The 19,387-nt window shown below is 64.9% G+C and carries 17 protein-coding genes and 1 pseudogene; 9 read left to right on the forward strand and 9 right to left on the reverse strand.

What is annotated here, in order from left to right:
* Positions 1 to 5: 5 nt before the first annotated feature.
* Both NKI95_RS21695 and NKI95_RS21700 read right to left on the reverse strand, forming a co-directional pair.
* On the reverse strand, positions 6 to 932 hold the full coding sequence (locus NKI95_RS21695; protein WP_352719298.1) for a haloalkane dehalogenase: 927 nt from the start codon (positions 930 to 932) through the stop codon (positions 6 to 8).
* A gap of 4 nt (positions 933 to 936) precedes the next feature.
* Positions 937 to 1,527: a TetR/AcrR family transcriptional regulator gene (locus tag NKI95_RS21700; protein ID WP_352719299.1), complete on the reverse strand. Its 591-nt coding sequence runs from the start codon at positions 1,525 to 1,527 to the stop codon at positions 937 to 939.
* Between the two features lie 118 nt (positions 1,528 to 1,645).
* On the opposite strand from NKI95_RS21700, the gene NKI95_RS21705 reads away from it, so the two are divergent.
* A complete protein-coding gene (locus NKI95_RS21705; protein ID WP_352719300.1) occupies positions 1,646 to 2,722 on the forward strand; it encodes an NAD(P)/FAD-dependent oxidoreductase in 1,077 nt (358 codons plus the stop codon).
* Here NKI95_RS21705 and NKI95_RS21710 read toward each other — a convergent pair.
* On the reverse strand, positions 2,716 to 4,089 hold the full coding sequence (locus tag NKI95_RS21710; protein ID WP_352719301.1) for an amidase: 1,374 nt from the start codon (positions 4,087 to 4,089) through the stop codon (positions 2,716 to 2,718). The genes NKI95_RS21705 and NKI95_RS21710 overlap by 7 nt on opposite strands.
* Positions 4,090 to 4,261: 172 nt before the next feature.
* On the reverse strand, positions 4,262 to 4,477 hold the full coding sequence (locus tag NKI95_RS21715; RefSeq protein ID WP_352469961.1) for a DUF6356 family protein: 216 nt from the start codon (positions 4,475 to 4,477) through the stop codon (positions 4,262 to 4,264).
* 115 nt (positions 4,478 to 4,592) lie between these two features.
* Between NKI95_RS21715 and NKI95_RS21720 the strand changes: the two genes are divergently transcribed.
* The 6 genes and pseudogenes from NKI95_RS21720 (at position 4,593) to NKI95_RS21745 (ending at position 9,129) form a co-directional block, all read left to right on the forward strand.
* Positions 4,593 to 5,063: an Lrp/AsnC family transcriptional regulator gene (locus NKI95_RS21720; RefSeq protein WP_352719302.1), complete on the forward strand. Its 471-nt coding sequence runs from the start codon at positions 4,593 to 4,595 to the stop codon at positions 5,061 to 5,063.
* An 84-nt stretch (positions 5,064 to 5,147) separates the two neighbouring features.
* Entirely contained in the window at positions 5,148 to 5,633 is a 486-nt protein-coding gene (gene dut, locus NKI95_RS21725) for a dUTP diphosphatase (protein WP_352719303.1), read from the forward strand.
* A gap of 13 nt (positions 5,634 to 5,646) precedes the next feature.
* A pseudogene (locus NKI95_RS21730) lies at positions 5,647 to 6,298 on the forward strand (HAD family hydrolase).
* A 79-nt stretch (positions 6,299 to 6,377) separates the two neighbouring features.
* Positions 6,378 to 7,235: a hypothetical protein gene (locus NKI95_RS21735; protein WP_352719304.1), complete on the forward strand. Its 858-nt coding sequence runs from the start codon at positions 6,378 to 6,380 to the stop codon at positions 7,233 to 7,235.
* 77 nt (positions 7,236 to 7,312) lie between these two features.
* Entirely contained in the window at positions 7,313 to 8,116 is an 804-nt protein-coding gene (locus NKI95_RS21740) for an isocitrate lyase/PEP mutase family protein (protein ID WP_352719305.1), read from the forward strand.
* A 14-nt stretch (positions 8,117 to 8,130) separates the two neighbouring features.
* Positions 8,131 to 9,129, forward strand: coding sequence for a proline racemase family protein (locus NKI95_RS21745; RefSeq protein ID WP_352719306.1), 999 nt, complete (start codon positions 8,131 to 8,133; stop codon positions 9,127 to 9,129).
* Positions 9,130 to 9,525: 396 nt separating this feature from the next.
* Here NKI95_RS21745 and NKI95_RS21750 read toward each other — a convergent pair whose 3' ends face one another.
* A complete protein-coding gene (locus NKI95_RS21750) occupies positions 9,526 to 10,221 on the reverse strand; it encodes a sulfate transporter family protein (RefSeq protein WP_352719307.1) in 696 nt (231 codons plus the stop codon).
* An 83-nt stretch (positions 10,222 to 10,304) separates the two neighbouring features.
* Positions 10,305 to 11,195 carry a DMT family transporter gene (locus NKI95_RS21755; protein WP_502908414.1) on the reverse strand — a complete coding sequence of 297 codons (891 nt, stop codon included), beginning with the start codon at positions 11,193 to 11,195 and terminating at the stop codon, positions 10,305 to 10,307.
* Positions 11,196 to 11,412: 217 nt separating this feature from the next.
* Between NKI95_RS21755 and NKI95_RS21760 the strand changes: the two genes are divergently transcribed.
* Positions 11,413 to 12,405, forward strand: coding sequence for an adenosine kinase (locus NKI95_RS21760; protein WP_352719309.1), 993 nt, complete (start codon positions 11,413 to 11,415; stop codon positions 12,403 to 12,405).
* A 276-nt stretch (positions 12,406 to 12,681) separates the two neighbouring features.
* On the opposite strand, the gene NKI95_RS21765 is transcribed toward NKI95_RS21760, so the two are convergent.
* The gene (locus NKI95_RS21765) at positions 12,682 to 14,961 is read right to left on the reverse strand and encodes an NADP-dependent malic enzyme (protein ID WP_352719310.1); all 2,280 of its coding nucleotides are present in this window, start codon (positions 14,959 to 14,961) and stop codon (positions 12,682 to 12,684) included.
* A 203-nt stretch (positions 14,962 to 15,164) separates the two neighbouring features.
* Between NKI95_RS21765 and mutS the strand changes: the two genes are divergently transcribed.
* The gene (gene mutS, locus NKI95_RS21770; protein WP_352719333.1) at positions 15,165 to 17,816 is read left to right on the forward strand and encodes a DNA mismatch repair protein MutS; all 2,652 of its coding nucleotides are present in this window, start codon (positions 15,165 to 15,167) and stop codon (positions 17,814 to 17,816) included.
* Positions 17,817 to 18,036: 220 nt separating this feature from the next.
* Here mutS and NKI95_RS21775 read toward each other — a convergent pair whose 3' ends face one another.
* Positions 18,037 to 18,882, reverse strand: coding sequence for an aldo/keto reductase (locus NKI95_RS21775; RefSeq protein ID WP_352719311.1), 846 nt, complete (start codon positions 18,880 to 18,882; stop codon positions 18,037 to 18,039).
* 87 nt (positions 18,883 to 18,969) lie between these two features.
* A complete protein-coding gene (gene copM / locus NKI95_RS21780; protein WP_352469262.1) occupies positions 18,970 to 19,356 on the reverse strand; it encodes a CopM family metallochaperone in 387 nt (128 codons plus the stop codon).
* Positions 19,357 to 19,387: the final 31 nt, after the last annotated feature.

Genomic DNA, 19,387 nt, shown 5'->3' on the forward strand with positions numbered 1-19,387 from the left:
CAACGTCAGGCCGGTTCGGCGGCATGGCTCTCGAAGGCCACCTCGGGAATCCACTCGGCAATTGCGGCGCCGATCCTGTCGGCATGGTCCTCCTGCAGATAATGCGCGCCGGGTCCGAGATCGATCAACCGGCAGTTCTTCAGGCCCGCCGCGAATTCCCGTGCCGCCTGCGGCGAGACGACGGCGCCCGGATCGCCTGAGAAAAGCAGCTTCGGGTAGGCGGAAAGCCGGAGCGCCCGATGGTCGTGCTCGCTGATGGCGGCGACATCGGCAGGCTGACCTTCGATCGGCAGGTCGCGCGGCAGCCGCAGGATCGGCTTGCGCGATTGCGGCGTCGGGAACGGCGCCCGGTAGGCGGCCATTTCCTCATCGCTCATCGTGCGCAGCACAGCGGCCGGCAGCACCTTTTCGACGAAGACGTTGTCTTCCAGGACAAGCTTTTCACCGACGCCCGGCGTGCGCATTGCCTTGAACAATTCGCGCGCCTGCGGACGCTGGTGAAAATCGTCCCAGTTCTCGAAGGGGCGGATGAATTCCATGAAGGCGAGGCCGAGGATCCGCTGCGGCCGCCGGGCCGCGAGATGGAAGGCGAGTGCGGTGCCCCAGTCCTGCGCGACGACCACCATGTCGGTGATGCCAAGCGTCTCGATGAAGGCGTCGAGATAGCGGACGTGGTCGAAGAAGCGATAGTCGATGTCCGGCTTGCCGGACTGGCCATAGCCGATCAGGTCGGGCGCGATGCAGCGGCCGCACGGCGCCACATGCGGGATGATGTTGCGCCAGATGTAGGACGACGTCGGGTTGCCGTGCAGGAAGAGCACAGTCGGACCGGCCGTGCCTGCCTCGACATAGGAGATGGTGGAATCGAGTACCGCGACTTGCGAGCGCGGCAACATTGTGCGGGATTGCTGCTTTTCGAGTTTCGGGTTCATCGGATCAGCTCCTTTTTGCGAAGACTGTTTTGAAAACGATGTTCTTGAAACGCTCGAGCGGTTCGGGACTGCGCTCCACCTTCATGCGCAGCATCGCGCCTTGCCAGGAACTCAAAAGGAAATCGGCGAGATCCTCGGCATCGAACGCGTCGGTGATATCGCCGGCCGCCTGGCCCTCGGCGATGCACTCGGCGAAGGGCTTGCGCCAGCGTTCGAAAATGGCGACGAGTTGCAGCCTCAGCGCCTCACTGTGAGCCGCCGTCTCGAGGCTGAGATTGCCAATCATGCAGCCCCGTGCCCAATTATGCGCCTCCAGCTTCGACGTGATGATTTCGAGGTAGCGGCGCAAGCGCCCGACCGGGGGCGTGCCGTCCCGGGCGAGGGCCTGCTCCACCAAACCGCTCACATAGGCGAAATAGCGGTCCAGCACCTCGCCGGTGAACGCCTCCTTGGATGCAAAATGATTGGTGAAGGACCCCGGGCGGGCATCGGCCGCGGCGACGATGTCGCGCACACCGGCGGCCGAATAGCCGGAATTCCAGATGGTTTTGAAACCGGCGTCGAGGAGTTTTTCGCGAAGTGAATGTCTAGCCATCGCGACACAATACGTACGTACGTATTAAAGTCAAGAGGCATATTTTGATACCGCGCGCTCTTGGCAGAACCCACGGGCAATGGCATCGCAGTGGTGGCGTTGGACCGAGGAGTGAAGCATGACAGCGGCGAAAGAAGTGATTGTCATCGGCGCCGGCATCATCGGCGCCTCCATCGCCTGGCACCTGACCAGGGCCGGAGCAAAGGTGACGGTCATTGCCGGCAGCGGCGCCGGCGGCGTCGCGACACCGAATTCCTTTGCCTGGATCAATGCCAGTTGGGGCAATCCGGAGGTCTATTTCCGGCTGCGCATTCGGTCGATGGCCGAATGGACGCGATTGGCGAACGAGGTGCCCGGCATCCCGTTGCAATGGTGCGGTGGCCTGTGCTGGGACCTGCCACGTGCTGAGCTCGAAGCCTATGCGGCCGAGCATTCCGCCTGGGGCTACGGCATCGAGCGTGTCGACCGTGCCGGAGCGGCGCGCATTGAGCCCAATCTGACCGAGCTTCCCGATTTCGCCCTTTATGTGCCTGGGGAAGGCGTTGCCGAGCCGGTCGCTGCCACGCAAGCACTGCTCGCCGACGCCGAACGGCGCGGCGCGCGGCTGCTGACGGGAGTTACCGCGACCGCGCTTGTGCAGGCCAACGGCAGGATTGCCGGCGTCGATACATCCGGCGGGCGGATTGCTGCCGACGAGGTGGTGATCGCGGCCGGAGCCGGCTCTCCGGCACTAGCGGCAACAGCCGGGATAGAACTGCCGATCGAGACGCCACCCGGCCTGATCGTGCATTCGCGCCCCACCGAAAAGCTGCTCAACGGCCTGGTCATCGGCGACCGCCTGCATATGCGCCAGACGGCGGAAGGCCGCGTCATCGCCGGCTCGGATTTCGGCGGCGCCGATCCCGGCATGGATGCCGAGGCAACTGCCCGCGAGTTATTTGCGGCGATGAAGGCGATGCTGCGCGGCGCGGACGGGCTGGAACTCGATTTCCACACGGTTGGCTACCGGCCGACGCCGATCGATGGCTTTCCGATCATTGGCCGCGCCGAAGGCACGAGCGGCATCTACCTCGCCGTCATGCATTCCGGCATCACGCTGGCACCGGCCGTCGGCCTGTTCGCTGCCCGCGAAATCCTCGACGGCGAGCGCGATCCGCTGCTTGATCCCTACGGGCTGGCGCGGCTTACTCAATAACCGGGCGGGCGGCGAAAGCCGCTGGTTAGCGGGTCGATTGCCCTGGCGATCCCGAGCAGGCGCGACTCCGACCAGCGTTTGCCAACAAGCTGTAGTCCGATGGGCAGGCCATTGCTGTCCTGTCCGCAGGGCAGCGACAGTGCGGGGTGGCCGCTGTAGTTGAACACCGCACCATAGGCCGGCAGCATCCAGTAGCTTTGCTCCCTGCCGTCGACCTCGATCGGCGTTCCCGGCTCGCAATGCGGGAAGGCGGTGACCATGGCGACGGGGCACAACAAGGCGTCGCAGCCGTCCAAGAACCGTTCCCACGCCAGGATGGAGCGGTCGCGGCGGGCGAGCGCCTCGAACCAGCGCGCGACCGGCGTCGGCTTCTCCGGTGGTCCAGGCTGCGCCGCCTCCAGCATCATGCCGATCAGCGCACCGCTTTGCTCCAGGTCGTCGTGCAGGTCGAGCTTCGGCAATTCGGCTTCCTCGACGATGGCGCCCGCAACCTGAAGCTCTTTTGCCAGACTTTCGACCGCCGCGCTGATCTCGCCGGCCACCGGAAAGCCCGGAAAGGACGGCGCGACGGCAATGCGCAAATTTTTGAGATCCAGTTCCTGCAGGCCTTCGAGCGGTACCGGCGCAAGGTCGGTATCGCTTCCATCCGGCCCGGCAATGAGGCCGTAGATCAACGCCAGGTCCTCGACGCTGCGTGCCATCGGTCCGAGGCAGGAGATCAGCCGCACGCTGCGCGGCGCCCCGCCTGGATCGGGGAAAGCACCGGCGAGCGAGACGCGGTGCTCGGTTGGCTTGACGCCGTAGATGCCGCAAAAGGCAGCGGGCAGCCGGATCGAATCCTGCATGTCGGTGCCGACCTCGAACGGCGTCATTCCGGCGCTGAGCGCCGCCGCCGCACCGCCACTGGAGCCGCCGGCGGTGCGCTGGAGGTTCCAGGGGTTGCCGGTGCGGCCGAACAGCGGATTGCCCGACTGCCAGTCACCGAGCATTGTCGCCACGTTCGTCTTGCCCACCAATATGCCGCCTGCCGCCTTCAGCCGGGCAACGACCGGACTGTCTGCTCTCGGGGCATAGTCGGCGAAGGCCGGGAAGCCGACGGTGGTTCTCATGCCAGCGGTTTCGTGCGTGTCCTTTAGTGTGAATGGCACACCGTGCAGCGGCCCAAGTGCCTCGCCGCGCGCCTGCGCTTCGTCGGCCTTGCCGGCGCGTTGCCGCGCACCGTCCCGATCGAGGATTACGACGGCATTGACCGCCTCATTGTGCCTGTCGATCTGCGCCAGGTGCTCGTCCAGCACCTCTATTGCGGAAACCGTACGGTCGCGGATGGCCGCGGCCAGTTTGGTGGTCGACGAAAAGACGATATCCATCCTGAATGCTCCGGGCTATCGCGCCGCGCTCCTCAAAATGGCGGATTGCGGCGCGGCTTCAAGCCTGGCTCGGCATTTCGACGACGGCGGCGCTTGATCGGGATTGCGCTGCCGGGATCCGTTGAGGGTCGGCGCTGTCCAGCGGCCTCGCCGCGATCGGCACCTCTACGGCTTACCGTCCCCTGTTGTGCGTCCGCTCGTAGAGCTCACGGATGATGCCGCTTGCCGTGGTCTCGAACAGAAACGGCAAGAAAGCGTGAACGAGCGCGGCAAAAGCCGCCATGAACAATCGCGACGAGAACCATGCAGCGAAAGCCATATGGCCGAAATAGCTCTCGCCGACCGCGGCCGGGTGAGAGGTGAAAAGTCTTGCGAGCCGTGCTGTCATGTCGATCCCTCCTGCCGGCATGAAGAGCCGGCCATGAATATCCTGCCACGGCTGTTCGGTTGATCGGTCTCAAATTGTCCTTGTATCAAGCCAAGTTTTGGGACAATCATCCCACATGATGCCGGAAATCGACGAAATAGACCGGAGATTGCTGGCCGAGCTGCAACGCGACGGAACTCTGTCCGTCGACCAGCTCTCGGCAAGAATATCGCTGTCGCGCAATGCCTGCTGGCGCCGGGTCAAGCGGCTGGAGGAAGACGGCGTCATCACCGGTCGGGTGGCGCTGGTCGACGCCGACAAGCTTGGACTCGGCCTTTCGGTGTTTATCATGATCCGCACCTCGAACCACGATCCCGACTGGCTGCAAAGATTCCGGGCGGCGGTGACCGGCTTTGCCGAGATCACCGGCGCCTACCGCATGTCCGGCGATCTCGACTATGTCCTGCGCGCCCGCGTCGCCGATGTGAAGGCCTATGACCGGCTCTACCAGCGGCTGATCGCCAAGGTGGCGCTGTCGGACGTTTCGGCCTCCTTCGTCATGGAGGAGATCAAGGAGACCACGGTCGTTCCGATGGAACTGCGCTGAAGCGGAACTGTGCTGAAAGAAAGCCGTTGATAGCATTGCCGCCGAGTTGACTGAACCGGCGTTCGCGACGATAGGATCAGCCTCATGCGCGCAGCACTTTATCCCTCCTCCGTCATCGGTCCGGCTGTCGGCTTCGTCAGGCTACCGCATGGCGAGGGGTTGCCGCTACCCGCCTATGAGAGCTCGGGCGCCGCCGGCATGGACCTGCGCGCCGCCGTCCCGGACGACAGGCCGCTTTTGATCCTGCCGGGAAAGCGCGCGCTGGTGCCGACCGGGCTGGTCCTGGAAATTCCCGAGGGCGTCGAAGGCCAGGTCCGGCCGCGTTCCGGCCTTGCCTTCAAGCACGGGCTCACCTGCCTCAACACGCCCGGCACCATCGACAGCGACTATCGCGGCGAGGTCAAGGTGCTGCTGATCAATCTCGGCGACGAGGATTTCGCGGTAACGCGCGGCATGCGGATCGCCCAGATCGTCTTCGCCCCGGTGACGCAGGCGACGGTCGAGGAGCGCACATTGGCCGGCGGTACAACGCGCGGCTCGGGCGGCTTCGGATCGACCGGCACGGCCTGATGAGCGCTGCGAAATGAAGATACCCAAACTCGTCATCTTCGATTGCGACGGGGTTCTGGTCGACACCGAGAACCTGGCCAACCGGCGCCTCGCCGAGTGGCTGACTGCGGCCGGCTTTCCGGCCAGCTTTGAATATTGCCGCAAGAATTTTTCCGGCCGCAGCATGGTCTCTGTGCAGAAGGAAGTCGAGGCGACCGGCGTCAGCCTCGGCGCCGATTTTGTCGAGCGCTGGAACGCCGGCCTGCCGGACCTGTTCGCGCATGCGTCGAGGCCATCCCCTACGTTCGCGAGTTCATCGAAACCGTGCACGCCGCCGGCATCGCCACCTGTGTCGCCTCATCGGCACGGGTATCGAAAATGCACATCACACTCGGCCAGACCGGGCTGCTGCCGCTGTTCGAGCATGCGCTGTTCAGCTCGACCATGGTCTCGCGCGGCAAGCCGTTCCCCGACCTCTTCCTGCATGCGGCAGCGACGATGGGCTTCGCGCCCGCCGACTGTATCGTCATCGAGGACAGCGTCGCTGGGACGCCGCCATCGCCGCCGGCATGCGCGTCTATTCCTACCGCGGCGACCCGCTTTCCGACCGTGACGGACTGAGCGAAGCCGGCGGCATCCTGTTCGACGACATGCGCGAACTGGCCGGGCTGGTGCCGATCCACTGATCGGGCCTTTGTTCAAGCTGCGCTGTATGTTGCAGCTGCTTGTGCTAGCTTGCGCGCGCCCGACATAACGAGCGCGCGCATGACCTTCTCCCTGGTTCGGTTCCTCTTTGCCTGCCTGCTGCTGCCTTGTCTCTGGACGACGGCCAGCGCTGAGGCCGTCAGCTCCCCGGAGCTCGGCAGCGCCGTCTCCGGCCACGGCGATGTCACCTATCTCGACCTCGCCAGGATGGTCATTCCAGATCTGGCCGCGGACAAGGACGGCTTCTACCGGGGTTCGATGCCGATCGAGATGCGTCACATCGCTGGACCGGACTACGGCGGCTCGCCGCCGGCGGTGTCGGGTCTTTCCAATGCCGGCGTGCTCGGCATCAAGGCCGGCGGCAAGGAGCGGCTGACCATGCTGTTCGACCTTGGCGACTCGCCTGACAGTGCCGAGGGCTATGCCGTGCTGGCGCTCTACGACGTCACCGGCAAGCCGGCCCTGCTCGACGCCGTCAATGTCGCCGTCGACCGCATCACCTATCTTCGCGATCCGGGCACGCTGCCGATCGGGCCTGGTGACGACGCCATCATCAGCATGAGCATGCATTTCAATTCGAGCCAGGGCTATGGGATCACGCCGCTGATCATGGTCCGTAACGACAGGTTCGAGCTGATCGACATGATCTATACGTTCGACGAAAACCTCTGCACTCATAGGAGGACGCAAAATGCGGCGTTCCAGGCGGTCGCCGACGGCCAGCCCTATGCAGCCATCAAGGTCACGGTGACCGACGCGGCGCTACCGGGGGAAGAAAGCTGCGACGGCCAGCCGCCGCCAGAGGCGTCTTCGCGCGACATTTCCGTCACCTATCATTGGGACAAAAACGCTTCGCACTACGTCAAGCATTCCGATGCGCTGGACCGATTGGCAGATGAGAACGCCAAACGCTTCTGAGCCAACCGCATTTGTTTGCCCGGCGCGTTCCGCCGGGCTAGAATTTGCCTCACATTCTGCACTGGAGGGGAGCATCCATGGACAAGGGCAAGATTTTTCGCGACCTGCATGCCTCGATCTTCGTCATGGCCAATTCCTGGGACGTCGGCACGACCAAGCTCTTGGCCTCGTTCGGCTTCAAGGCGCTGGCGACGACCAGCGCCGGCTTTGCCTTTTCGCGCGGCCTGCCCGATGGCGCGGTGACGTTCGAGGCGATGATCCATCATTGCCGTGAAGTGTCGGCGGCGACCGGGTTGCCGGTTTCGGCCGACCTCGAAAAGGGCAAGGGCGACAGCGCGACAAGTGCCGGCGAAACCATCTTCGCCGCCGAGGCGGCAGGCCTCGCCGGCTGCTCGATCGAGGACCATACCGGCGAGCCCGACAAGCCGATCTATGATTTTGCGCATGCCGTCGAGCGCGTCGCGGCGGCGGCGGAAGCGGCACGGGCACTGAAACGCGATTTCGTCTTCACCGCGCGGGCCGAGAATTTTCTGTGGGGCAAGCCCGACCTCGACGATACGATCAAGCGGCTGCAGGCCTTCGAGAAGGCCGGCGCCGACGTACTCTATGCACCGGGGCTGGGCGACATCGAGATGGTGCGAACCGTCTGCTCGGCCCTGACCAAGCCGGTCAACGTCATGGCCAGGCCCGGCTTCACCATCGCCGACCTGGCCATGGCGGGAGTAAAGCGCGTCTCGCTCGGCCCATGGCTCACCAATTTCGCCTTCGGCATGCTGGAGACCGCGGCGCGCGAGATCCAGCAGGACGGCACCTTCGGCTTCACCCGCGCCGCCATGCCGTTCGGCAAGCTGCAGGCGCTGTTTGCCAAATCGTCAGCCTAGGTCGGGCCCGGCGAATGACGCTCACCGTCGTCGACATGCACACCGGCGGCGAGCCGCTGCGGATCGTCACCGGCGGCTACCCCGACATTCCCAAGGGCACGATCCTCGAAAAGCGTGCCTATGTGCGCGACCATCTCGATCATCTCAGAAAGATCCTGATGTTCGAGCCGCGCGGCCATTACGACATGTATGGCGCGCTGCTGGTGGAGCCCGACCTGCCGGGCGCCGACCTCGCCGTGCTGTTCATGCACAATGAGGGCTATTCGACGATGTGCGGCCACGCCATCGTCGCGCTCGGCCGCTACGCCGTCGAGGAGCGGCTGGTGGCGCCACGCGAGCCGCTGACGACCGTCAACATCGAGGCGCCATGCGGGCTGATTTCGGCTGCGGTCGAGGTAAGGGATGGCAAGGCCGGTGCGGTGTCCTTCGAAAGCGTGCCGGCGTTTCTGTTCGCCCGCGACCGGCGGATCGAGCTGCCAGGCTATGGTCCGGTCGGCTTCGACATCGCTTATGGCGGCGCCTTCTATGCGCTCGCCGACTGCCGCCAGTTCGGGCTGGAATTCGGCAGGAACCGGGTGCGCGATTTCGTCGATGCAGCGACCGCGCTGACCAATAAGCTCAAGGCCGAATTGCCGCTGTCGCATCCCGACCATGCCGATCTCGCCTTTCTCTACGGCACCATCCTCACCGACGGACAGGATGCGTTCTCCGATACGCCGACCAAAAACATCTGCGTTTTCGCCGAAGCCGAGGTCGACCGTTCGCCGACCGGCTCGGGAGTCACCGCGCGGCTGGCGGCCATGCACGCCAAGGGGCAAATCGAGATTGGCCGGACGCGGCTGTTCGAGAGCATCGCCGGCTCGCGCTTTTCCGGTGCGGTCGCGCGCACGGCCACAGCCGGGCCGCATGACGCCATCATCGCCCGCGTCGGCGGCCGTGCCTACTACTCAGGGCGGGCCGAATTCATTGTCGAGGACGACGACGAACTGGGGCGCGGCTTTCTGCTGCGCTAAGGCGTGTTGATGTTCAACTGCCGGCGAACGGCGGTGCCTCGAGCCCAGGACAAAAGGGCCGGATGCAGCTGTTCAACGCCGCGATGCTCGTGGGTCACGGCATGGATCCTAGGGTCTTCGCCGCGTCGCTTCGCTCTTGCTCCGCCCTAGGATGACGAAATGAGGGAGGCCGCAGCTAACTTCCAAGGGTTGTGATTTGCCGTCCGCTACCACCCTCTACACTGCGACGCAACGGCCAATCTCCGACGTCCGCGACTTGTCTTGAACCCCCGCGCCTTCGTCATCCTAGGGCGGAGCAGGAGCGAAGCGATGTCGCGGAGACCCTAGGATCCATGCCGTTACTATGGCTGAAGAGTGCAGCGCTTCTGTGCGCCGGACTTGCACCAACAAGGGCGGTCAGCTCCCTTCCCGTGCCGAGATCGCCTTGTGAAGATGCACCATCATGGCGGCGGCGAACAGCGGCGTCAGAAGATTGAGCAGCGGCACGGCCAGGAAAGCCGCGACCACCAGACCGGCGAGGAACACGGTGACAGCGTGCTTTCTGCGCAGCGCCTTGGCCTCAGCCTCCGGGCGAAAGCGCATGGCGGCGAACTCGAAGAACTCGCGCCCGAGCAGATAGCCGTTGACGATGAAGAAGGCGGCAATGTTGATGCCGGGCACCAGGAGAAGCAGCAGGGCGACGATATTGCCGAGGATGACGACGCCGAAGAACCTGATCGCCAGCACCAGCGAGCGCAGCGCCGGCACGGCGCGGCCGGGCGGATCGTTGGGATAATCGGTGCGCTCGACCACTTCGGCGACGTCGTCGAGGAACAGGCCGGCGATGATCGCCGTCACCGGCGCGATGAGCAGCGCCAGCCCCAGCGCAAGGCCGATGCCGGCGACGACGGCGCCCAGCCATCCGGCCCAGGAGGGAAGGGCGGGCAGCCATGCATCGATCCACGGCCAGGCCAGCCATTCGAACAGCCCCTTGATCCCGAACCAAAGCGCCGCCAGCGCCAGCAAGGTCAGCCCCAGCGTCTTCACGAACACGGAACGGAATTCGGGCGAGAACAGCCGGCTCAAGGCGGCGCGGGCGGCGTCGAGGATCACGGCGTTTCCAATCCCATGTCAAACGTGCCCGTGGCTGATATCTCCGAATAGGCGGAGATCGCCCAAGTCGCAAGCGCGGCTTCCTAGCGCGCGACCTTCGCCTGGGGAATGGTCATCGCCGCCACGCCGGCGACGACCAGGGCCATTCCCCACCATGCGCTCGGACCAAGGCTTTCGCCAAGGAACACGGCTCCGATAGCAACGCCGATCGGCACCCGCAGATAGGCTTGCGAGGTGGTGCCGACGGAACCCAGCGTATGGAGGAGGCGGAAATAGATTGAGAAGGCCAGCGCGGTTGAAAACACGGAAAGCCCGAGCAGCGCAAGGATCGAGGTCGTCGATGGCGCCAGCGTCCATGGCTGATCGAACGCAAGGCTCAAGGGGATCAGCATCGCGGCGCCGCAGAGCATCGAACCGGCGGCCGGCACCATCGGGTCGAGCCCCCTGAAGCCGCGACCGAAAACGGCAGCGCCGGCATAGCAGATCGTCGCCGCGACCACGGCAAGTTGCGGCAACAATTGCTGTCTGAGGCCGCCTAGCGCCGGGACGCCGATGACGAGGCATATTCCGGCGATTCCCGCCCCGACGCCGAACAGCTTGCGCATGGTCGCCGGTTCATGGCGGGTGATGAGGGCGGTCAGCAAGAAGGTGAAGATCGGCGAGGTCGCATTCAGGATCGTGGCCAGCCCGGCATCCAGCGAGCGCTCGGCCGAAGCGATCAGCGTGAACGGCACGACGCTGTTGAGGCATGCCTGGAATGCAAACCGGCGCCAGCTTGCGGCATCACCCGGCAAGGCCAGCCCGCGCCAGCGGATCAGGGCGAGCAGGATGCCACCCGCGATCAGGGTTCGCGCGGCGATCAGCGTCACCGGCGGGATCGTCGCGACGCCGATCTTGATGAAGCTGTAGGATGCGCCCCACAGCACCGCCAATACGACGAGCAGCACCAGCTCGATCCTCGTGTCGGTTTTCATGGACATGGCCGGCTGGAACCTCTGGGCATCGCTCATCTCAGCCATGCTGTAAGCCAGGCACGCGGGAAATGCTTCGGCCGCCATCCAACGATGGTCGCTATGCTGACATTCGTCGGATCGCGGCATTGTCGACTAGGCAAAGCCGCATCAAACCGCTAGACCCGCCCGCGCCCGGCGTGGCAGAAAGCCGGTAGTTTTTTGGCGGAGACATGAATTGATGCCGGACTATGACGTGCTTTGTATCGGAAATGCCATCGTCGACATCATCGCCCAGTGCGACGAGGCGTTCCTGGAGACCAACGGCATCATCAAGGGCGCGATGAATTTGATCGACACGCGGCGCGCCGAACTGCTCTACAGCCGCATGGGCCCGGCCATCGAAGCCTCGGGCGGCAGCGCCGGCAACACGGCGGCGGGCGTCGCCTCCTTCGGCGGCCGCGCCGCTTTCTTCGGCAAGGTCTCCAACGACGCGCTCGGCGAAATCTACGCGCATGACATCCATGCCCAGGGCGTCGCCTTCGACACCAGGCCGCTCAACGGCGAACCGCCGACGGCGCGCTCGATGATCTTCGTCACGCCGGACGGCGAGCGCTCGATGAACACCTATCTCGGCGCTTGCATCGAGCTCGGCCCGGAGGACGTCGAGGCCGACAAGGCGTCGGGCGCGGCGGTCACCTATTTCGAGGGCTATCTGTGGGACCCGCCGCGCGCCAAGGAAGCGATCCGGCAGACCGCGAAGCTCGCCCACGCCGCCGGGCGCGAAGTGTCGATGACCTTGTCGGACTCGTTCTGCGTCGACCGCTACCGCGACGAGTTCCTCGACCTGATGCGCTCAGGCACCGTTGACATCGTCTTTGCCAACAGCCACGAGATCAAGTCGCTCTACCAGACCGCGTGCTTCGACGAGGCGCTGGCGCAGATCCGCAAGGATTGCAAGATCGCAGCCGTCACCCGCTCGGAAAAGGGCTCGGTCATCGTCCGCGGCGACGAGACCGTCACCATCGAGGCGACCAGGATCCGCGAGCTGGTCGACACGACAGGCGCCGGCGACCTTTATGCCGCCGGTTTCCTCTACGGCTACACGCAGGGCCGCAGCCTGAAGCAGTGCGGCGATCTCGGCTCGCTGGCCGCCGGGCTGGTCATCCAGCAAATCGGCCCAAGGCCAAGGCAGAACCTGCGCCGAGAGGCCGAACAGGCGGGGCTGCTGTAGGGAGCTCGGTCTCGCTCGATGGCAGGGCAATCGCACATCGGCAAGTGCCCCCTCACCCGGATTGCCAACCGAATTGCCAAGGGCAATTCGGGGCAATCCGACCTCTCCCCGAGGGGAGAGGAGGTCGCCAGGTTGATGCCAGGCTCTTCTCCCCAGCGGGGAGAAGGTGGCCGCGAAGCGGCCGGATGAGGGGGAACCCCCCATGCGATAGCACTGCCCTCTATAGGCGTCGCCTTCGCACGACCCTTCCCAGCGAGAGGAGGGTAAGCTCGCTCCTCAAGCCCCAGCGCTATACGCCGCGATCGCCGCCATATTCACGATATCGCTGTCCTTGGCATTCAGCGAGACGATCTGAACCGGCTTGTTCAGGCCGACCAGCAGCGGGCCGATGACGGTCGAGCCGCCGAGCTCCTGCAGCATCTTGGTCGAGATTGAGGCCGAGTGGAAAGCCGGCATGATCAGCACATTGGCCGGGCCGGTCAGCCTGATGAACGGATACTGCGCCATGGCGCGGGCGTTGAGCGCCACGTCGGCGGCCATCTCGCCGTCATACTCGAAATCGACGCGGCGCTTGTCGAGGATGCGCACCGCTTCCTGGACGCGCTCGGAGCGTTCGCCCTGCGGATGGCCGAAGGTTGAATAGGCGAGCATGGCGAGCCTCGGCTCGTAGCCCATGCGGCGGGCGAAGCCGGCGGCCTCCTCGGCGATGTCGGCGATCTGTTCGGCATTCGGCATGTCGTGCACGGCGGTGTCGGCGACAAGCACGGTGCGACCCCGCGCGAGCACGATCGATACGCCGATGACGCAGTGGCCGGGCCTTGCGTCGATGACGCGGCGGATATCGTCGAGCGCCGTCGAATAGTTGCGGGTGACGCCGGTGACGATGCCGTCGGCGTCGCCCAGCGCCACCATGCAGGCGGCGAAATGGTTGCGGTCGTTGTTGATCAGCCGCTGGCAGTCACGGAACAGGAAGCCTTTGCGCTGCATGCGCTCGTAGAGATAGTCGGTGTAGACCGAGTTGCGCCGCGACAGCCGCGCATTGATGATCTCGATGCCTTGCTTACCGAGGTCGATGCCGGCGTTCCTGGCGTTTTCCTTGATGATGTCGTCGCGGCCGAGCAGGATGGCGGTGCCGAGCCGCTGGTTCACATAGGAGACGGCGGCGCGCATCACCTGCTCCTCCTCGCCCTCGGCAAAGACGATGCGCTTGGGCTGACGGCGGACGCGGTCGTAGATGCGCTGCAACGTCGAGGCGATCGGGTCGCGGCGGGCGGAAAGCTCCTGCGCGTAGCGGTCGAGATCGAGGATCGGCTTGCGCGCGACGCCGGACTCCATCGCCGCCTTGGCGACCGCGATCGGGATCGCCGAGATCAGCCGCGGGTCGAACGGCACCGGGATGATGTAGTTGGGGCCGAATTTCGGCCGGTTGCCCTGATAGGCGGCGGCGACGTCGTCGGGCACGTCCTGGCGCGCGAGCTCCGCCAGCGCCCGGGCGGCGGCGATCTTCATGTCGTCATTGATGGTGGTCGCCCGCACATCGAGCGCGCCGCGGAAGATGTAGGGGAAGCCAAGCACGTTGTTGACCTGGTTCGGGTAGTCGGACCGTCCCGTCGCCATGATGGCGTCGGTTCGGATCTCGGCGACCTCCTCCGGCGTGATCTCGGGGTCGGGATTGGCCATGGCGAAGATGATCGGGTTCTTGGCCATCGACTGCACCATCCTGGTGGTCAGCGTGCCCTTGGCCGAGAGGCCGAGGAACACGTCGGCGCCGTCCAGCGCCTCGGCCAGCGAGCGCGCGCCGGTTTTCACGGCGTGCGCCGATTTCCACTGGTTCATGCCTTCGGTGCGGCCCTGGAAGACGACGCCCTTGGTGTCGCAAAGGATGATATTTTCGGGCGCAAAGCCCATCGCCTTCATCAATTCGATGCAGGCGATGCCGGCGGCACCCGCGCCATTGCAGACCATTTTCGTGGTCTTCATGTCGCGGCCGGTGATTTCCAGCGCGTTGATCAAGCCGGCGGCCGAGATGATGGCGGTGCCGTGCTGGTCGTCATGGAAGACCGGTATGTCCATCAGCTCGCGCAGCCGCTGCTCGATGATGAAACATTCCGGTGCCTTGATGTCCTCGAGGTTGATGCCGCCGAAGGAGGGTCCGAGGAAACGCACGCAATTGATGAATTCGTCGGCATCCTCGGTGTCGACCTCGAGGTCGATGGAATCGACATCGGCGAAGCGCTTGAACAGCACCGCCTTGCCTTCCATCACCGGCTTCGAGGCCAGCGCGCCGAGGTTGCCGAGACCGAGGATGGCGGTGCCGTTGGAGATGACGGCGACCATGTTGCCGCGAACCGTGTAGTCGAAGGCGCGGCTCGGATCCTCGGCGATGGCGAGAACCGGCACGGCGACGCCCGGCGAATAGGCAAGGCTGAGATCGCGTTGCGTCGCCATTGGTTTTGTCGCGACGATCTCCAGCTTGCCGGGGCGGCCCATGGCATGGAATTCCAATGCCTCCTGGGCGCTGACGGAGGGCCCGTTGCTTTCGGTTTTCTTGGCCATGGTACCTTTGGTTTCCTCGCCCGTACGGCACCGCTTGCGATGGGTGCGCATGCTTTCTTTTGTGGAAGGTTCGGGATTAAGGCTACACTTCGCCGCTGTAAACCGCCAAGCATGGCTTGCAAAATTTTGGAAGCAGCTTCTTGAACGACGAGACGCCCATTCGAAGCGACAACGCCACCCCGGCCTTCGCGCCGGCGACGCCGATGATGGAGCAGTACATTGAGATCAAGGCGGCGAACCCGGATTCGCTGCTGTTCTACCGCATGGGCGATTTCTACGAGCTGTTCTTCGACGATGCCGAGAAGGCGAGCCGGGCACTCGGCATCGTGCTGACCAAGCGCGGCAAGCACCAGGGGCTCGACATCCCGATGTGCGGCGTGCCGGTGCATGCCGCCGACGATTATCTGCAGAAGCTGATCGGCCAGGGCTTCCGCGTCGCCGTCTGCGAGCAGATCGAGGATCCGGCCGAGGCCAAGAAGCGCGGCGGCAAATCGGTGGTGCGCCGCGACGTGGTGCGGCTGGTGACCCCCGGCACCATCACCGAGGACAAGTTGCTGGCGCCGTCGGAATCGAGTTTTCTGATGGCGCTGGGACGGGTCAAGGGCGGCAGCAGCGATCACGCTTTCGCGCTGGCCTGGATCGAGATCTCGACCGGTGTCTTCCGCGTCGCCGAAACCACCGCCGACCGGCTGCTCGCCGATGTCTTCCGCGTCGATCCGCGCGAGCTGATCGTCGCCGAGCCGGTGTTTTACGACCCGGAGCTGAAACCGGTATTCGACGTGCTCGGCCGCGTCGCCAGCCCGCAGCCGCCGTCGCTGTTCGATTCGGCTTCGGCCGCCGGCCGCATCGCCCGCTTCTTCGAGGTGGCGACGCCTGACAGTTTCGGCTCGTTTTCGCGCGCCGAACTGTCGGCGATCTCAGGCGTCATCGCCTATGTCGAAAAGACGCAGAAGGCCGAGCGGCCGCCGCTGTCGCGGCCGCAGCGCGAGGAGCAGGGCTCGACCCTGTTCATCGACCCGGCGACGCGCGCCAATCTGGAACTGCTGCGCACATTGTCCGGCAGCCGCGACGGCTCGCTGTTCAAGGCGATCGACCGCACGGTGACCGGCGGCGGGGCAAGGCTGCTCGCCGACCGGCTGATGGCGCCGCTGACCGACCCGGCGGCTATCAGCGCCAGGCTGGACTCAGTGTCGTTCTTCCGCTCCGAGACGCGCCTCTGCCAGGCGGTGCGGGCAAGCCTGAAGAGCGTTGCCGACATGCCGCGCGCGCTGTCCAGGCTGGCGCTCAACCGCGGCGGCCCGCGCGACCTCGGCGCGCTGCGCGCCGGTTTCGAAGCGGCTAGCGCCATCGCCGAACTGTTCGGCCAAACCACCTTGCCGGGCGAACTGACCGCGGCGTTGGGAGCTATCAAGGCACTGCCCGGTAAACTGGCGACGCATCTGGTACAGGCGCTCAGCGACGAGCTGCCGTTGCTCAGGCGCGACGGCGGCTTCGTCCGTTCCGGCTACCACGCCGAACTCGACGAGATGCGGGCACTGCGCGACGAGTCGCGAAAAGTGATCGCCGGGCTGGAGCGTTCGCTGATCGACGAGACCGGCATCCGCTCGCTGAAGATCAGGCACAACAATGTGCTGGGATATTACATCGAGGTGACCGCCAACCACCATGCGCTGATGACCGGCAGCGACGGCGCCAAGGCGCGCTTCATCCATCGCCAGACCATGGCCAACGCCATGCGCTTCACCACCACGGAACTCGCCGAACTGGAATCGAAGATCGCCAACGCCGCCGACCGGGCGCTGGCGATCGAGCTTGCCGCTTTCGAGGCGCTGACGGCGGAAGTCGTCGGCCAGGCCGACACGATCCGTGCCGGCGCCGAAGCGCTCGCCGTGCTCGATGTTTCGGCTGCACTTGCCTTGCTTTCCGAAAGCGAGGCTTGGTGCCGGCCGCTAGTCGATGCGAGCCTTGTCTTCGAGATTTCGGGTGGACGCCATCCGGTGGTCGAACAGGCGCTGCGGCGTTCCGGCGAAGGCCCGTTCGTCGCCAATGATTGCGATCTGTCGCCGCAAGGCGATGCCAAGGCCGGCGCGATCTGGCTGCTGACCGGCCCCAATATGGGCGGCAAGTCGACCTTCCTCAGGCAGAACGCGCTGATTGCCATCCTTGCCCAGACCGGCTCATTCGTGCCGGCGGCATCAGCCCATATCGGCGTCGTCGACCGGCTGTTTTCGCGGGTCGGCGCCTCCGACGATCTGGCGCGCGGCCGCTCCACCTTCATGGTCGAGATGGTCGAAACGGCGGCGATCCTCAACCAGGCCGGCGAACGCGCGCTGGTCATTCTCGACGAGATCGGCCGCGGCACCGCCACCTTCGACGGCCTGTCGATCGCCTGGGCGGCGGTCGAATATTTGCACGAGAAGAACCGCTGCCGGGCGATCTTCGCCACGCATTTCCACGAGATGACGGCGCTGGCCGGAAAACTGCCGCGGCTCTCCAACGTCACCATGCGGGTCAAGGAATGGGAGGGCGACGTGGTCTTCCTGCACGAGGTCGGCAAGGGTGCGGCTGACCGGTCCTACGGCGTCCAGGTGGCGCGGCTGGCCGGCCTGCCGGAAGCCGTCGTCGGCCGGGCCAAGGAAGTGCTGCACCAGCTTGAAGCCGGCGAGGTTTCGGGCAAGGCCAACCGCCTGGTCGACGACCTGCCGCTGTTTTCCGTGGCGGCGAAGCGGGAAGCGTCGAAGCCGGCGAAGAGTGATGGGCTGGGCGCGGCGCTAGTGAAGATCAATCCCGACGAGATGACGCCACGCGAGGCGCTGGAGGCGCTGTACCGGCTGAAGGGGATGGTTGGGAAGTAGTGCTCGTCCGATAGCGCTCTACGGCGCCCCCCTCTGTCCTGCCGGACATCTCCCCCTCAAGGGGGAGATTGGCAGTTTCGCTGACAGCGCTTTTCCTTCGACGTTCGAAGTTGGCGAAAGCCGATGCGAAATCCAATCTCCCCCCTTGAGGGGGAGATGTTCGGCAGGACAGAGGGGGGTGTGACGGAACGCTGCTTTGGCTTGCCTTCCGCCCCACCCCTCAAATCATCGCCAAGCCCGATTTCTGCCTCGGCGGCGGGAAGGCGCGGTCGAGGTCGGCGAAATCTTCGCTCGTGAGCTCGATGTCCAACGCCGCGACATTCTGCCGGACATGCTCCGCGCGGCTAGCTTTGGGAATCGCGATCACCCCGTCCTGCGCCATCACCCAGGCAAGCGCGATCTGCGCCGGCGTCGCACCGTGGCGAGCGGCGATGGCATCTAACCTGGCGTTGCGCGCCAATATCCCCTGATCGACCGGCGAATAGGCCATCAGCGGCATGCCGCGTTGCCGGCTCCGCGGGGCGAGGTCGAACTCGACGCCGCGCTGCGACAGATTGTAGAGCACCTGGTTGGTCTGGACGTTGCCGCCGGCCGGCAACCGAACCAGCTCTTCCATCTCATCGGTATCGAAATTGCTGACGCCCCAATGGCGGATCTTGCCGGCCGCCTTCAACGCTTCGAACGCCTCTACCGTTTCCATCAAAGGAACGCTGCCCGGCCAATGCAAGAGATAGAGATCGATGCGGTCGGTGGCGAGATGCCTCAGGCTGTTCTCGCAGGCCCGTTTCACGCCGGTGCGCGAGGCATTGGACGGCAGCACCTTGGAGACGAGGAACACTTCGTCGCGGCGACCGGCGATGGCCTCCGCCACCACCTCCTCGGCACCGCCGCTGGCATACATTTCGGCGGTGTCGATCAGCGTCATGCCGAGATCCAGCCCGAGCTTCAGGGCATTGGCCTCGTCGCCACGGCGGCGGCCGTCTTCGCCCATCTTCCAGGTGCCCTGGCCGAGCACCGGCACGGCTTCGCCGCAGGGCAGGGTGGTCCTTCTTATCGTCGATGGCATGGCATGCTCCAGTCAGGCGGCATCATAGCCGCCAAAGGGAATCCAGGTGAAGCCTCTTCCCCGGATTCGCTCTGATAGCGTGAACCGCTACTTCACCGGATGGGCGGCGAGCCAATCCTGCATCTGCTTGATCTCGGCTTCCTGCGCGGCGATTACTGCTTCGGCGAGCTTGCGCATTTCCGGATCCTTGCCATTGGCGAGCTCGATCTTGGCCATGTCGATGGCCGCCTGGTGATGCGGGATCATGCCGCGGGCGAAATCGACATCGGCATCGCCGGAATATTCGATCGCCATCATGTCGGTATGCATCTTGTCCATCGCCGCCTTGTAGCCCTCGGTCGAGGGGCTCTGTGCGCCCATTGCGCCCATGTCGTGCTTCATCTCCTCGGCTTGTGCTGGAACGCTTTCGAGGAAAACAGCAAGCAGCATTCCCGCCGCCATCATCAGCAGCACGATCTTCTTGGCCAAGGTCATTCATCGTCTCCTTTTTTGAACAGGGTCTATC

Source organism: Mesorhizobium sp. M0306 (genome assembly GCF_040321655.1).
Taxonomy (GTDB): domain Bacteria; phylum Pseudomonadota; class Alphaproteobacteria; order Rhizobiales; family Rhizobiaceae; genus Mesorhizobium.